The sequence below is a fragment of the Spirillospora sp. NPDC047418 genome (assembly GCF_040643275.1).
Classification (GTDB): Bacteria; Actinomycetota; Actinomycetes; order Streptosporangiales; family Streptosporangiaceae; genus Spirillospora.
On record NZ_JBEYTW010000011.1, the window covers coordinates 120945 to 134133 of the forward strand.

Below are 13189 nucleotides of genomic sequence, written 5' to 3' on the forward strand. Positions count from 1 at the left end.
CGCCGGCCCGCTCAGCGCCAGCCGAGTTCGGGTGCCACGTGGGTCAGGATGTTCTCCAGGACGTGGGCGTTGTAGTCCACGCCGAGCTGGTTGGGGACCGTGAGCAGCAGCGTGTCGGCGGCCTGGATGGCCTCGTCGCCGGCGAGTTGCTTGACCAGCGCGTCCGGCTCGGCCGCGTAGGAGCGTCCGAAGACGGCCCTGGTGTTCTCGTCGATCATCCCGATCTGGTCGGAGGAGTCGGCGTTCCGGCCGAAGTAGGCGCGGTCCAGATCGCTGGTGAGCGCGAAGATGCTGCGGCTGACCGATACCCGCGGCTCGCGCTCGTGCCCGGCGTCCTTCCATGCCTGCCGGTAGGCCTCGATCTGCTTGCGCTGCTGGACGTGCAGCGGCTCGCCGGTCTCATCGTCCTTGAGCGTGGAGCTCTGCAGGTTCATCCCCAGCTCGGCCGCCCACACGCTGGTGGCGTTGGAGCCCGAGCCCCACCAGATGCGCTCGCGCAGGCCCTCCGAATGCGGTTCGATGCGCAGCAGCCCAGGTGGATTGGGGAACATCGGCCGCGGACTCGGTTGGGCGAAGCCCTTCCCCTGCAGCACCGTGAGCAGAACCTCGGTGTGCTTGCGCGCCATGTCGGCATCGGTGTCGCCCTCGGACGGCTCGTACCCGAAGTACCGCCACCCGTCGACGACCTGCTCCGGCGACCCCCGGCTGATGCCCAACTGCAGCCGTCCACCGGAGATCAGGTCGGCGGCCCCGGCGTTCTCGGCGAAGTACATCGGGTTCTCGTAACGCATGTCGATCACCCCGGTGCCGATCTCGATGCGCGAGGTCTTCGCACCGATCGCGGACAGCAGCGGAAGCGGAGAGGCCAGCTGCCTAGCGAAATGGTGCACCCGGAAGTAGGCGCCGTCGGCACCCAGTTCCTCCGCGGCCACGGCGAGGTCGACCGACTGCAGCAGCGCGTCCGCCGCCGACCGGGTCTGAGAGCCCGCGCCGTCACTCCAGTGACCGAACGAGAGAAAACCGATCTTCTTCACACTCGCATCAACCATCCCAGCTCCCACGCCATTCCAGCACGGCCGGACGCTCCCTGATAGACGGCCGCGTAGGGCCTTCTATCCGGACGCTTCCGTGCCGTGCTTCGCCGAGTTCGGCACGGCCGGGGCGTCCTCGGCGCGGCAGGGCCGGCCGGTGAGCATGTTGGTGCCGGCGCCGGTGATGACGGAGTCGAGCCGGTTGCGGGTGTCGGTCAGACCGGCGATCTGCCTGTCGATGTCGTCGCGCTGGACGGCCAGTCGAGCGAGCAGCTCGGGCGTGGCGCGACCGTCGACGACGCACGGGAGGAGCTCGGCGATGGTCTTGCTGGACAGCCCGGCCGCGTACAGCTGCTGGATCAGCCCGACCCGGTCGACCGCGCCGTCGAGGTAGTGGCGCTGACCGCTGGAGCTGCGTTCGGCGGTGAGCAGTCCCTGCTGTTCGTAGTACCGCAGGGAACGGACGCTGACCCCTGTCCTGGCCGCGAGGTCCCCGATGCGCATCCGAATCCCCTTCGTGACGTAGGCCACATGCCATTGCCTCTGACATCGATGTCAGGTTTTAGCGTACCCGGCGTGAGGCTGATCGCCTCCGTCCCGTCCCGTCCAGTCCCGAGAAGGGAAGTACCCATGACCACGTCCGCTACCGCGACAGGCATCACCGGCGGCCTCGCCGCCACCCCGATCGTCTCGGTCAGGCCGATCGTGCTGCCCGCCCCCGAGCGCGGCGAGGACCTGCACGTGCGCGTGTCCGCGCCGGTCACCGGACGCGACCTGCCGATCGTCCTGTTCGCGCACGGCTTCGGCTCCAACCTGGACGGCTACGCGCCTCTGACCGACCACTGGGCCGCCCACGGCTTCGTGGTGATCCAGGCAACCCACCTTGACTCCAGAAGGCTGAACCTCACGGCGGACGACCCCCGCAGGCCCCACCTGTGGCGGATCCGCGTCGCCGACATGAAGCGCATCCTCGACGACCTCGACGTGCTGGAAGCCGCCGTCCCCGGCCTGGCCGGACGCCTGGACCGCGGCCGCATCGCCGCGGCCGGGCACTCCTTCGGCGGCGCGACCGCCGCCGTCCTGCTGGGCCTGCGCGTCACCGACCCGCGGACGGGGACCGCCGACGACCTGTCCGACCCGCGGATCGCGGCGGGCGTCCTGCTCGCCACGGCAGGGAGGGGCGGCGACCACCTGACCCCCTACGCCGCGCAGCACCTCCCCTGGCTGCGGGACGTGGACTTCTCCCACCTCACCGCACCGGCCCTCGTCGTCGCCGGCGACAAGGACCACCTTCCGGTGACCACCCTGGGGCCGGAATGGACCACCGAGCCCTACACCTTCAGCCCCGGCGGCAAGAGCCTGCTCACCGTCTTCGACGGCGAGCACCTCCTCGGCGGCATCTCCGGCTACAACGCCGCCGAGACCACCGACGAGAACCCCGAACGCGTCGCGCTCGTCCAGGAGGTCACCCTCGCCTACCTGCGCCATGTCCTCGGTATCGACAGCTCCACCTGGATCGCCGCGCAGGCGGCCCTCGCCGGCACCGTCCACCCGCTGGGACGACTCGAATCCAAGTGAGGCGCCGCGTCCGCCGAACCGCTGCCAGGAGCCGGGACGGCCGCCACCTGCTCTCCTCCCGGTCGGTCAGCGCGGAGTGGTGGGGGTGGGTGGGGTGAGGGCGCGCAGGACGTGGGTGATGAGGGACTCGAGGTAGGCGGGGTCGGGCATGCCGAGATGGAAGGCCATCCGGTGGTAGAGCGGGCCGTACAGCAGGTCGAGTGCGATGTCGAGGTCGGCGTCCGGGTGCAGTTGGCCGGCCTCCTGGGCTCGGCGGAGCCGTTGCTCGAACGTGGCGATGCGCGGCCGGATTATGCGTTCGCGCAGGTCGCGGGCGAGGTCGGGGTCCTGCAGCGCCTCGGCGATCACTCCTGTGCCGGGTGAGTGGTGCGGCGGGGTGAGCATGCCGATGACCTCGGTGAGCATGCTGTGCAGGTCGGCGGCCAGGTCGCCGGTGTCGGGCGGGGCGGCGGCGACGGTCGCGATCTCGTCGAGAAGCTCCAGGACGACCGCGCCCTTGGACGGCCACCACCGGTAGATGGTCTTCTTGCTCACTCCCGCGCGGGCGGCGATGGCCTCGATGGTCAGCCGCCCGTACCCGACCTGCCTGCACAGTTCCCCGGTGGCGGCGAGGATCGCCTGCCGGCTGCTCTCCCGGCGGCGCGCCGGGTCCGGTGCCTTGGACATGCCCTCACCCTAAATGGAAACGGAACGTGTCGTGTTGACACGCGGCGGCATCGTCCGCCATTCTCCTTGCGACACGATACGTGTCGTTTACTCATCGGCCGAGGCCGGTCGCCGCCGTCCGTCGGTCCGGCCGATGTTCACCCCCTGGAGGTTTCGTGCCCGTCGGATATCTGATCCCCGTGCTGCTGGTCGCGGTCGGCACGCTGTTCGCGCTGCGGCCGGCGCCGTGGTCGAGCCCGCTCGGCCGCCCGAGCTACTACTTCGGCCTGGCCGCCAACGAACTGCCGTTCGCGGCCTTCTTCTGGTTGCTGCTGGTCCCGACGGCGCTGGCGTTCTCCGAAGGTGACATCGACTCGGCGGGCGGGTGGGCGATCGTCGTCCTGGCCGCCGCGTCCCTCCCGGGGCTCGCGGTCATCGCCCATCGCGGGATCGGGGACCGGGCGAGGATCTGGCACGCCATGGACGAGGGGCTGGGCGCCGGATGGCGCACCGCCCTCGACGCCGACCTGGCCCGCGGGCTGCGGCGCCGGCCGCCGCTGGCCCGCATCCTGTTCCTGCCCATCCTCAAGCGCCGCCCGGACGTCCGGCGCGTGGCCAACCTCTCCTACGGCGACGCGGGCCGCCGCAACCTGCTCGACCTCTACCACCACCGCTCGCGCCCGCAAGGCGGCCCCGTCATGATCCACGTGCACGGCGGCCACTACGACGGCGGCCACAAGAACAGCCAGTCGCTGCCGCTGCTCTACCGGCTCGCCAGTCAGGGCTGGGTGTGCATCAGCGCCAACTACCGGCTGCGGCCCGAGGTCCAGCACCCGGACCACCTCATCGATCTCAAGAAGGTCATCGGCTGGGCCCGGGAGCACGCCCACGAGTACGGGGCCGACCCGGCGACGCTGTTCGTCGCGGGCAGTTCGGCGGGCGGGCACATGGCGGCGCTGGCCGCGCTCACCCAGAACGACCCCGCCTTGCAGCCGGGTTTCGAGGACGCCGACACCTCCGTGACCGGCGCCATCTACCTCAACGGCTGGTACGGGCCCTATTTCGGCCAGGGGCCCGAGTCCTCGCCGCTGACCCACGTCACCGCGGACGCGCCGCCGTTCCTCGTGGCCCATGGCGATCTGGACCCGATGGTGCCCGTGACCGACGCCCGGCACTTCGCCGACCAGCTGCGCCAGACGTCGGCCGCGCCCGTCGTCTACGCCGAACTGCGCGGCGGGAACCACGCCTTCGACCTGTACCACTCGTTCCGATTCGACGCACTCGTCGACGCCATCGAGGCGTTCACCGCCTGGGTGAGGTCCCGGGAGAGGACGTCCAAGCCATAGCGGAGCACCACGTGCTGCCGGTCGGGCCGCCACCTTGATCTCGAGTTCGGTTGAGGTTGCATGCTCGAGTTTCGTTTCAGTGAACGTTGAGGGGTGGTCGGTGTGCGGGTGGTTCAGGCGCTGCGTTTCGGGGGTCCGGAGGTGCTGGTGCCCGGTGAGGCACCGGATCCGGTGGCGGGCGCGGGCCAGGTCGTGGTCGATGTGGCGGTCGCGGGCATGACGTTCGTCGAGACGCAGATCCGGCGCGGCGTCGACAAGTGGCATGCCAGGCCGGCGTTGCCGTACGTGCCGGGCGGTCTGGTGGCCGGTCGGGTGAGCGCGGTCGGGGCGGGGGTGGATCCGGTCTGGCTCGGGCGCCGGGTCATCGCCGGCACCGGCGAGACCGGCGGGTTCGCCGAGCGTGCCGCGGCCGAGGCCGAGGAACTGTTCCCGGTGCCGGACGGCCTGGACCTGCCGGCGGCCATCGCCCTGCACAGCGACGGCAGCACCGCGCAGGGCCTGGCCGAGAAGGCCGGCATCGGCCCCGGCGACCGCGTGCTGGTCGAAGCGGCGGCCGGCGGCGTCGGCAGCCTGCTGGTGCAGCTCGCCCGCTCGGCGGGCGCCCGGGTCGTCGGAGCCGCCCGTGGAGCGCGCAAGCTCGATCTGATCCGGGAACTGGGCGCCGACGCCGCGGTCGACTACTCCGATCCCGCCTGGACCGACCAGGTGCTCGAAGCGACCGGAGGCGCGGGCCCGGACGTGGTGTTCGACGGCGTCGGCGGGCAGATCGGACGGGCCGCGTTCGAGGTGACGGCTCGCGGCGGCCGGTTCTCGGTGCACGGAGCGTCCAGTGGCGAGGTCACGCTCATCGACTCCGCGGAGGCCGGTGCCAAGGGGGTGGAGGTGATCGGCATCGAGCAGCTCTTCGGCTTCGGGCCGAACGTGGTGCGGTGGGCGGAGCAGATGATGTCCCAGGCCGCCGCCGGGCTCGTCCGGCCGGTCATCGGGCAGACCTTCCCGTTGGAACGCGCCGCCGACGCGCACGCCGCGATCGAGAACCGCACCGCCGTAGGGAAGACCCTGCTGCTCATCTAGCGCGGAAGGGGCCGGGGGCCGGGCCGTACCCGGCCTCCGGCTCGCGGCGATGCACTCCGGCGTCCGGTGCCTGCCGGACGCGGGGCGCGTCAGCCGGTGGTCGCGCGCTTGGGCAGTTTCCAGCCGGGGCGCGGGAAGTGGCAGGTGTACCCGTCCGGGTACTTCTGCAGGTAGTCCTGGTGCTCCGGCTCGGCTTCCCAGAAGTCGCCGGCGGGGGTCACCTCGGTGACGACCTTGCCCGGCCACAGGCCGGAGGCGTCGACGTCGGCGATGGTGTCCTCGGTGACCGTCCGCTGCTCGTCCGACGTGTAGAAGATCGCGGAACGGTAGCTCGTGCCGATGTCGTTGCCCTGCCGGTTCACGGTCGTGGGGTCATGGATCTGGAAGAAGAACTCCAGCATGGCCCGGAAGTCGGTCTTGTCAGGGTCGAACAGCACCTCGATGGTCTCGGCGTGCGACCCGTGGTTGCGGTAGGTGGCGTTGGGAACGTCACCGCCGCTGTAGCCGACACGCGTGGAGACCACCCCCGGCTGACGGCGGAACAGGTCCTCCATCCCCCAGAAGCATCCGCCCGCGAGCAGCGCTCTCTCGGTCGCCATGTCCTCTCCCCTCTCGTGACACGTCTATCCCCTCCAACCCCCGAACCCCCGCCCAGGATTCCCAGCACCCGGCCTCCACCATGGCGTTACGACCGCAGCGTCAGGCTCAGTTCGCCTCCATATTCCCAGGACAGATGTCCAGGGCCGAGAGTGGCCATGGTCGGGCCGGTTTCGGCCTGGTCCGGCGCCTCGGCGGTCGCCTGCGCCAGTATCGGACGCACCTGCGGCGCATCCCGTGTGCGGACTCAGGGTGCAGAGGACGGGGGCGATGAGGGGGCGTGAGCGTGTCGTGGCTGGCTGGGGAGAGCGGTGTGCAGCTACCTTCGGCCGTACGTTGGATGGGGCCGGGGGAACCTTGCCGTGTCGCCGAGCGCGTCCTGCCGGGCGGCATGCTCTATGTGGGCGCCGGACTCACCGCCGCGTCCGGGCAGGGAGTTGAGCCCTCGCTGATCGATCCGCGTCTGCCGGTCGATTGGGGCTCTCCCGACTGGGCGGGCAAGGATCTGGGGTACTGGCCGTCTTATACGGAGATCTCGCCGCAGTGCCGTGCCGCCTACCTGCGGTGGTTGGGTGCGGGCCGTCGTCACCGGGACGTAGCCGTTGGATATGCGTTCCTGTTCCTCTACGGTCTGGAACGCCGGGTCCTTGTGGACCTCCAGCGGGACGACGGTGCGCGAGCAGTGGAACGCCCGCTCATCCGGGCCGAGGTCGAGCGACTGCTGGGGCTTTTCGGTTCCGATGGCTCCTTTCACAGCTATGCGACCGAGTTCTGTGCTCTGCTGGAAGCCAGTGCTACCGCAGATGTCGAAGCGTCGGCCGGCCCTCCACCGGAGGTCGACCGGGCTCGTCCTTCGCCGAGGTTGCGCGTCGGGCTGGGGGAGTTCGCCCGCGCCGGGCGGCCGATCCCCGCGGAGTGGGCCCTCCATTGGGTGCTGTCCCATCCGGGGTATTCGCCGAGGACGGCGGCTAAACGGTGCCCTGAGGAGTTCGCGGCGCTCTTCGCGTTGCGCCATGAGGACCGTCATCTCGGCGGACTCCGCCTCAGGCCCACGGGACCTCCCCTGGTCTTCTCTTATCGTCCGGCGAGCAGCGGTTTTCGCGGCATCGCCGAAATGACCGTGCCCGGCGTCCCAGATGTGTTCGACCAGGCTCTGCCGTTGCGGCGGCTGGCATCGCTGGCGGAAGAGTGCGCGGAGAGCCTGGACGCGTTCAGCCGTCTGATGGGCCGGGATCCGCAGCGGCGCGGGAGCTTGGCCGCGGCCGCGCTGCTGCCGGAAGAACTCGTCGACCTCGGTGCGGGGGGCGTCGGCGCGTTCGTGGAGTGGGCCCGGTCCCGGCTCGGTGGATTCGCGATGTCGGCCGTCCCCGCCGCGGATCTCCTCGCCTGGTCCGGAGCAGAGCAGCCGGGCAAGAAGGACGTCGTCGTGCTGGCGAGGATCCTTGGTCGCGCGGGCATCGGATTGGAACCCGACCCGCGGTTCGGCGGGCCGGTGCCCAAAGACGGACCGGTCGTGTTCTTCCACGTCAAGGATGTCTCAGATTCCGCACCGTCGCGCGCCTACCGTGCCGCGGCGCTGCTGCTGCATCTGGGAGCGGCGGTCAGCCTGGCGGACGGCGTTGTCGCGGTCGAGGAGAAGCAGCTCCTCCTCGGGCACCTGGAGAAGGCGCTCCACCTGACGTCCGATGAGCGGGTACGACTCCGCGCCCACCTGCGCTGGCTGCTGACGACCGAGGTGAAGCTGACCGGGCTGTCCCGGCAGATCGAGGACGTCGACCGGTCGCAGCGCGAGCACCTCGCCGGTTTCCTCTCGGCCGTGGCAGCCGCCGACGGCCATATCGATCCGGCCGAGGTCAGGACGCTTCGCCGTATCGCGAAGCTGCTAGGGCTCGCTCCGGAGACGGTCGACAGCGGCCTTCGAGCGGCGACCGAGGGCGCGGAACCGGCATCCGCTCCGGTGGTCGTGCGTCCCGGCAGGCCGGAGCCGGGCCACGCCCTGCCGCAACCGCCGGATGCCCCCGTGCCGGCGATCAGGCTCGACGAGTCGCTGCTGGCCGCGCGGATCGCCGAGGCCGCGGAGGTCTCCGTTCTGCTCGGCTCGGTGTTCGGAGACGAGCCCCCGGCCGCACCGCCGCCACCGGCCGACGTGGCGCCCGTGGCCGGTCTGGACGGCCCGCACTCCCGGCTGATCAGGGCCCTGCCGGAGCAGCCGCTCATGACGAGGGCGGCGTGGGAGGATCTGGCGGCCGCGCATCGAGTCATGCCGGACGGTGCCATCGACCGCCTCAACGAGGCCACCTACGAGGCGACCGGCGAGCCCGTGATCGAAGGAGACGACCCCTTGGAGATCAACCGCGACGCGCTGGAGGCGATGCTGTGACCACGACGACCCGGATCCGCCCGCGTGAGCGCGATGCCCTGCTGCAGAGCCTGCGGGCGGGCGTCGTCCCCAGGGTGGGGCAGCAGCATGTCCAGGTCGGCCGCGTGGCCGAGGTGCGCGCGCTGCTGGCGGACGTCGAGCGGATCGCGGACGGCGGCTCCGCACTGCGGTTCGTCATCGGCGAGTACGGGGCCGGCAAGACCTTCTTCCTTCATCTGGTCCGGTCGATCGCGATGGAGAAGCGCCTGGTCACGGCGCACGCCGATCTCAATCCCGACCGCCGCCTGCACGCCACCGGCGGCCAGGCGCGCGGGCTGTACGCCGAACTGATGCGCAACCTCGCCACGCGCTCCAAGCCCGACGGCGGCGCGCTGCCCGGCGTCGTCGAGCGTTTCGTCTCCACCGCACTGTCGGAGGCGGAGCAGACGGGCAGGGCTCCGGACCAGGTCATCCGGGCGCGCATGGCCGATCTGTCGGAGCTCACGGGCGGTTACGACTTCGCCGAGGTCGTCGGTGCCTACTGGCGCGGCCACGACAGCGGGGACGAGCACCTGAAGTCGTCCGCCGTCCGGTGGCTGCGCGGCGAATACGCGACGCGGACCGACGCCCGGGCCGCGCTCGGCGTCCGCACCATCATCGATGACGGGTCGATGTACGACCATCTCAAGCTGATGAGCCGCTTCGTCCGGCTGGCGGGCTTCGACGGCCTGCTGGTCTGCGCCGACGAGATGGTGAACCTGTACAAGCTGGCCTCGACGAGAGCGCGCAACGCGAACTACGAGCAGATTCTGCGGATCCTCAACGACACTCTGCAGGGCAGCACCGAGCATCTCGGATTCCTGTTCGGCGGCACGCCCGAGTTTCTCCGGGACACCAGGCGCGGCCTGTTCAGTTATCCGGCGCTCCAGTCACGGCTCGCCGACAACACCTTCGCATCGGCCGGTCTCGTCGACCTCACCGGCCCCATCCTGGAACTCCAGGCTCTCACTCAGGAAGACTTCTTCGTCCTGCTGACCAAACTGCGCCACGTCCACGCCTCGGGCGACGAAAGCGCCCATCTCTTGCCCGACGAAGCTCTCATGGCCTTCATGCAGCACTGCTCAGAGAAGGTGGGAGACGCCTACTTCAGGACCCCGCGCACCACCATCAAGGCGTTCTGCGATCTGCTGGCCGTCCTCGAGCAGAATGCCGGCGCGGATTGGCGCAACCTGCTCGGATCGGTGACTCTCGCACCCGAGCAGAACCCTGATCTGGCACCGCTGGAAGACGAGGACGCCGACGAGCGGCGGGCCGGCGGCTCAACGGACAACGGCAGCGCCTCCCGCGTCGACGATGATGACTTCAGCACCTTCCGGCTCTGAGAGCGGCTCGCGCGCCTTCGACCTGCTGCATCCCAAGGTCCAGCGATGGATCTGGCAGAAGCAGTGGACGGCGCTGCACGATGCCCAGGAGGTCGCGATCCCGGCGATCCTCGCCGGTGAGGACGACATCCTCGTCTCGGCCGCCACGGCGTCCGGGAAGACCGAGGCCGCCTTCCTGCCCATCTGCTCCGCCCTCGCGGAATCCCCCGAGGGGGCCGGCTTCGGAGCCGTCTACATCGGTCCGCTCAAAGTCCTGATCAACGATCAGTTCGGACGGCTGGAAGAGCTCTGCGACCTCCTGGAGATCCCGGTCCACAAATGGCACGGCGATGTGGACGCCGCGCGCAAGGCGCGACTCGTCCGGCAGGCTTCGGGCATCGTCCTGATCACGCCGGAGTCGCTGGAGGCGCTGCTGGCCAATCGCGGCACCCGCGTCCCTTCGATGTTCCAGGGCGTCCGGTACATCGTGATCGACGAGCTCCATTCCTTCATCGGCATCGAACGGGGCGCGCAGCTCCGGTCGCTGCTGCACCGGCTCGAACTCGCCGTGCGCCGCCGCATTCCGCGTATCGGGCTGTCGGCGACGCTCGGCGACATGCGGGCGGCGGCCGAGTTCCTCCGTCCGGGCGGCGGGGAGCAGGTGCGTCTGATCGAGTCGAGTTCGGACGGCCAGGAACTCCGCCTCCACTTCAAGGGCTTCCTGGATGACGCGCCTCGCCGCAGGGAACCCGGGGCTGCGGCGGAGGAGCAGTCGGAGAACATCGCCGGCGGCGGCAAGCGCGCCATCGCCGATCATCTGTTCGCCGTGCTGCGCGGCTCCAACAACCTCGCCTTCGCCAATGCCAGGCAGAACGTCGAGCTCTTCACGGATCTGCTGGTTCGGCGCGGGGAGCGGGCGGGGGTGCCGAACGAGTTCGTCCCGCACCACGGCAGCCTCTCCAAGGAGATCCGGGAGGACACCGAGGCCCGGTTGAAGGACGCGTCTCTGCCGGTCACCGCCGTCTGCACCTCCACCCTGGAGATGGGCATCGACATCGGCTCGATCGCCTCGGTCGCCCAGATCGGTCCGCCTCCGGGAGTCGCGGCACTGCGCCAGCGCCTGGGCCGGACGGGACGTAGGGGCGGGCCGGCGATGTTGCGGATGTACGCGGCCGAGCCCGAACTCGTGCCCGGCTCGGACCCGCAGGACGAGTTGCGCACCCAGCTGGTCCAGATGATCGCCGTCGTCAACCTGCTGCTCGACCACTGGTGCGAACCACCGGAGGCCGACGGACTCCACCTGTCCACCCTCGTGCAGCAGATCCTCTCGCTGATCTCCCAGCACGGCGGGGTGCTCCCCCAGGACGCCTACCGCGCCCTGTGCTCGCACGGCCCGTTTCAGCACATCGGGCCGCGCGTCTTCACGATGCTCCTCCACGACCTCGGCGAAGCCGAACTGATCCGTCAGGAGAAGGACGGCCTGCTCCTGCACGGCGACGAGGGCGAACGCATCGCCAACCACCACACCTTCTACGCCGCGTTCCATTCTCCCGAGGAGTACCGCCTGGTGACCACCGGGCGCACGCTCGGCTCTCTGCCCGTCCCCTATCCCCTCACCCCCGGCGGCATGATGATCTTCGCGGGGCGCCGCTGGCGGATCGCCGGCATCGACCCGCAGGCCAAGGTCATCGAACTCACTCCGGCTGGAGGCGGCAACGCACCCGTGTTCCTGGGGGTCGCCGCGGACGTCCACGACAGGATCAGGACCGAGATGCGGCTGGTCTACGAGAGCAGCAAGATGCCGGTCTATCTCGACTCCGGTGCCCAGAGACTGCTCACCGAGGGCCGCAACGCCTACGGCCGCCTCAACCTGTCCCGGACCCCCGTCGTCGGCTGGGGACACGACACCCTGCTGATCCCGCTGCGCGGCGACACCATCATGAACACCCTCGCCCTGGCCCTTCACCGGCACGACATATCGGTAGCCCGGCAAGGAGCCGTCCTCGTCCTGGCCGACACCGCGCCCCGCCGTGCGATCGACGCTCTCACCTCGCTGGCGGCCGAGTCGCCTCCGGAACCCGAGTCGCTCGCCGAACTCGTCCCGGACCAGACCATCGAGAAGTACGACGACTTCCTCGGCGAGGAACTCCGCACGATCGCCTATGCCGCCCGCAAACTCGACGTCGGCGCCGCCTGGGCCGCTCTCTCGGACATCGCGGCCGCCGCCGAGGCCGGGGAGACCGCTCACCACACGCCCCCTGCTCCGGCGGCCCCGCACCGGCACAAGATCGGCGCACTCCCCTACGCCGTGATCGACGTCGAGACCACCGGCCTGGACACGCTGCACGACCGGATCGTCGAGATCTCCGTCCACCGGCTCCACGCGGACGGCAGCCCCGACCGCTCTTACGGCACTGTGCTGGACAGCGACTCCGGTCCGGGTCCCACTCACGTCCACGGCCTCACCGCCGGCGACCTGGCCGGTGCCCCCGCGTTCCCCGAGGTCGCCGGCGACATCGCCGAGATGCTCGACGGCGCCGTCCTCGTCGCGCACAACGCGATGTTCGACAGCGCGATGCTGATCAGCGAGTTCGCCCGTAGCGGCGCCGTCCCGGACGACCTGCTCGTCCTGTGCACCCTCGACCTCGCCCGGCGATTCGGTTCAGGGCACCGCTCCCTGACGCTCGCCGACTGCGCGGAAACCGAGGGCGTCCCGCTCCCCCGGGCACACTCCGCCGCCCACGACGCGCAGGCCACCGCGGCACTCCTGCTTCGCTATCTCGGCCGGGCCGGGGAAACAGGCCACCACTACCTCGACGAGATCGGCGCCACCGGCATCCTGCCCGTACACGGCTGGGCCCCCTGGGCACCGAGTGGACGGCACCGCCGGCGCGCTCACACACCCGCCGCTCCCCTCCGCAGCGACCTGCCCGTGCCCACCATGAGCAGCCGCTCGGAGATCGTCTACGCACACCACATAGCTCAGGCCGCGCGGACGCCCGAAGCCTTCGGCCGTCACGTTTCCCTCCTGCGCGACACGGCCCGAGCCCTCGCACTCGACCCATCAGCCGTGACGCACGTCCATGAATGTCTCGCCACGGCATGGGAGTCGCACCCGACCGAGCAGGCACTGCTCGACACCCTCGGCCCTCCTGGCCGGTAACCCGATTCTGGGGGGAGTTGTCGGTGATCTCCTCT

Annotated in this window: 10 protein-coding genes; 6 read left to right on the top strand and 4 right to left on the bottom strand. The window is 70.3% G+C overall.

Features of this window, described 5'->3' with window-relative positions; all coding sequences use genetic code 11:
- Nucleotides 1-11: 11 nt before the first annotated feature.
- On the bottom strand, nucleotides 12-1049 hold the full coding sequence (locus ABZ806_RS09795; RefSeq protein WP_500216467.1) for an LLM class flavin-dependent oxidoreductase: 1038 nt from the start codon (nucleotides 1047-1049) through the stop codon (nucleotides 12-14).
- 63 nt (nucleotides 1050-1112) lie between these two features.
- Nucleotides 1113-1535, bottom strand: coding sequence for a MerR family transcriptional regulator (locus ABZ806_RS09800; protein ID WP_500216468.1), 423 nt, complete (start codon nucleotides 1533-1535; stop codon nucleotides 1113-1115).
- Between the two features lie 126 nt (nucleotides 1536-1661).
- Here ABZ806_RS09800 and ABZ806_RS09805 point away from each other — a divergent pair, with 126 nt between their 5' ends.
- Nucleotides 1662-2609, top strand: coding sequence for an alpha/beta hydrolase family protein (locus ABZ806_RS09805; RefSeq protein ID WP_500216469.1), 948 nt, complete (start codon nucleotides 1662-1664; stop codon nucleotides 2607-2609).
- Between the two features lie 66 nt (nucleotides 2610-2675).
- Here ABZ806_RS09805 and ABZ806_RS09810 read toward each other — a convergent pair whose 3' ends face one another.
- Nucleotides 2676-3275, bottom strand: coding sequence for a TetR/AcrR family transcriptional regulator (locus ABZ806_RS09810; RefSeq protein ID WP_500216470.1), 600 nt, complete (start codon nucleotides 3273-3275; stop codon nucleotides 2676-2678).
- 155 nt (nucleotides 3276-3430) lie between these two features.
- On the opposite strand from ABZ806_RS09810, the gene ABZ806_RS09815 reads away from it, so the two are divergent.
- Both ABZ806_RS09815 and ABZ806_RS09820 read left to right on the top strand, forming a co-directional pair.
- Nucleotides 3431-4600 carry an alpha/beta hydrolase gene (locus ABZ806_RS09815; RefSeq protein ID WP_500216471.1) on the top strand — a complete coding sequence of 390 codons (1170 nt, stop codon included), beginning with the start codon at nucleotides 3431-3433 and terminating at the stop codon, nucleotides 4598-4600.
- Between the two features lie 102 nt (nucleotides 4601-4702).
- Nucleotides 4703-5674, top strand: coding sequence for a zinc-binding dehydrogenase (locus ABZ806_RS09820; RefSeq protein ID WP_500216472.1), 972 nt, complete (start codon nucleotides 4703-4705; stop codon nucleotides 5672-5674).
- Between the two features lie 89 nt (nucleotides 5675-5763).
- On the opposite strand, the gene msrA is transcribed toward ABZ806_RS09820, so the two are convergent.
- A complete protein-coding gene (gene msrA / locus ABZ806_RS09825; RefSeq protein ID WP_500216473.1) occupies nucleotides 5764-6273 on the bottom strand; it encodes a peptide-methionine (S)-S-oxide reductase MsrA in 510 nt (169 codons plus the stop codon).
- Between the two features lie 278 nt (nucleotides 6274-6551).
- On the opposite strand from msrA, the gene ABZ806_RS09830 reads away from it, so the two are divergent.
- From ABZ806_RS09830 to ABZ806_RS09840, 3 genes are read left to right on the top strand one after another with little or no spacing between them, the layout of a single operon-like run.
- Nucleotides 6552-8651 (top strand): tellurite resistance TerB family protein, encoded by a 2100-nt coding sequence (locus ABZ806_RS09830; RefSeq protein ID WP_500216474.1) that lies wholly within the window; start codon nucleotides 6552-6554, stop codon nucleotides 8649-8651.
- The gene (locus ABZ806_RS09835) at nucleotides 8648-10012 is read left to right on the top strand and encodes an ATP-binding protein (protein WP_500216475.1); all 1365 of its coding nucleotides are present in this window, start codon (nucleotides 8648-8650) and stop codon (nucleotides 10010-10012) included. The genes ABZ806_RS09830 and ABZ806_RS09835 overlap by 4 nt, the downstream gene beginning before the upstream one ends.
- Nucleotides 9987-13154 carry a DEAD/DEAH box helicase gene (locus tag ABZ806_RS09840; protein ID WP_500216476.1) on the top strand — a complete coding sequence of 1056 codons (3168 nt, stop codon included), beginning with the start codon at nucleotides 9987-9989 and terminating at the stop codon, nucleotides 13152-13154. Before ABZ806_RS09835 ends, ABZ806_RS09840 begins: the two co-directional genes overlap by 26 nt.
- The last annotated feature ends 35 nt before the right edge of the window (nucleotides 13155-13189 follow it).

Excerpts from the sequence above, each read along its gene's own strand:
- ABZ806_RS09795 (WP_500216467.1), bottom strand. The coding sequence starts at position 1,049 with ATGGTTGATGCGAGTGTGAAGAAGATCGGTTTTCTCTCGTTCGGTCAC.
- ABZ806_RS09810 (WP_500216470.1), bottom strand. The coding sequence starts at position 3,275 with ATGTCCAAGGCACCGGACCCGGCGCGCCGCCGGGAGAGCAGCCGGCAG.
- msrA (WP_500216473.1), bottom strand. The coding sequence starts at position 6,273 with ATGGCGACCGAGAGAGCGCTGCTCGCGGGCGGATGCTTCTGGGGGATG.
- ABZ806_RS09800 (WP_500216468.1), bottom strand. The coding sequence starts at position 1,535 with ATGCGCATCGGGGACCTCGCGGCCAGGACAGGGGTCAGCGTCCGTTCC.
- ABZ806_RS09805 (WP_500216469.1), top strand. The coding sequence starts at position 1,662 with ATGACCACGTCCGCTACCGCGACAGGCATCACCGGCGGCCTCGCCGCC.
- ABZ806_RS09840 (WP_500216476.1), top strand. The coding sequence starts at position 9,987 with ATGACTTCAGCACCTTCCGGCTCTGAGAGCGGCTCGCGCGCCTTCGAC.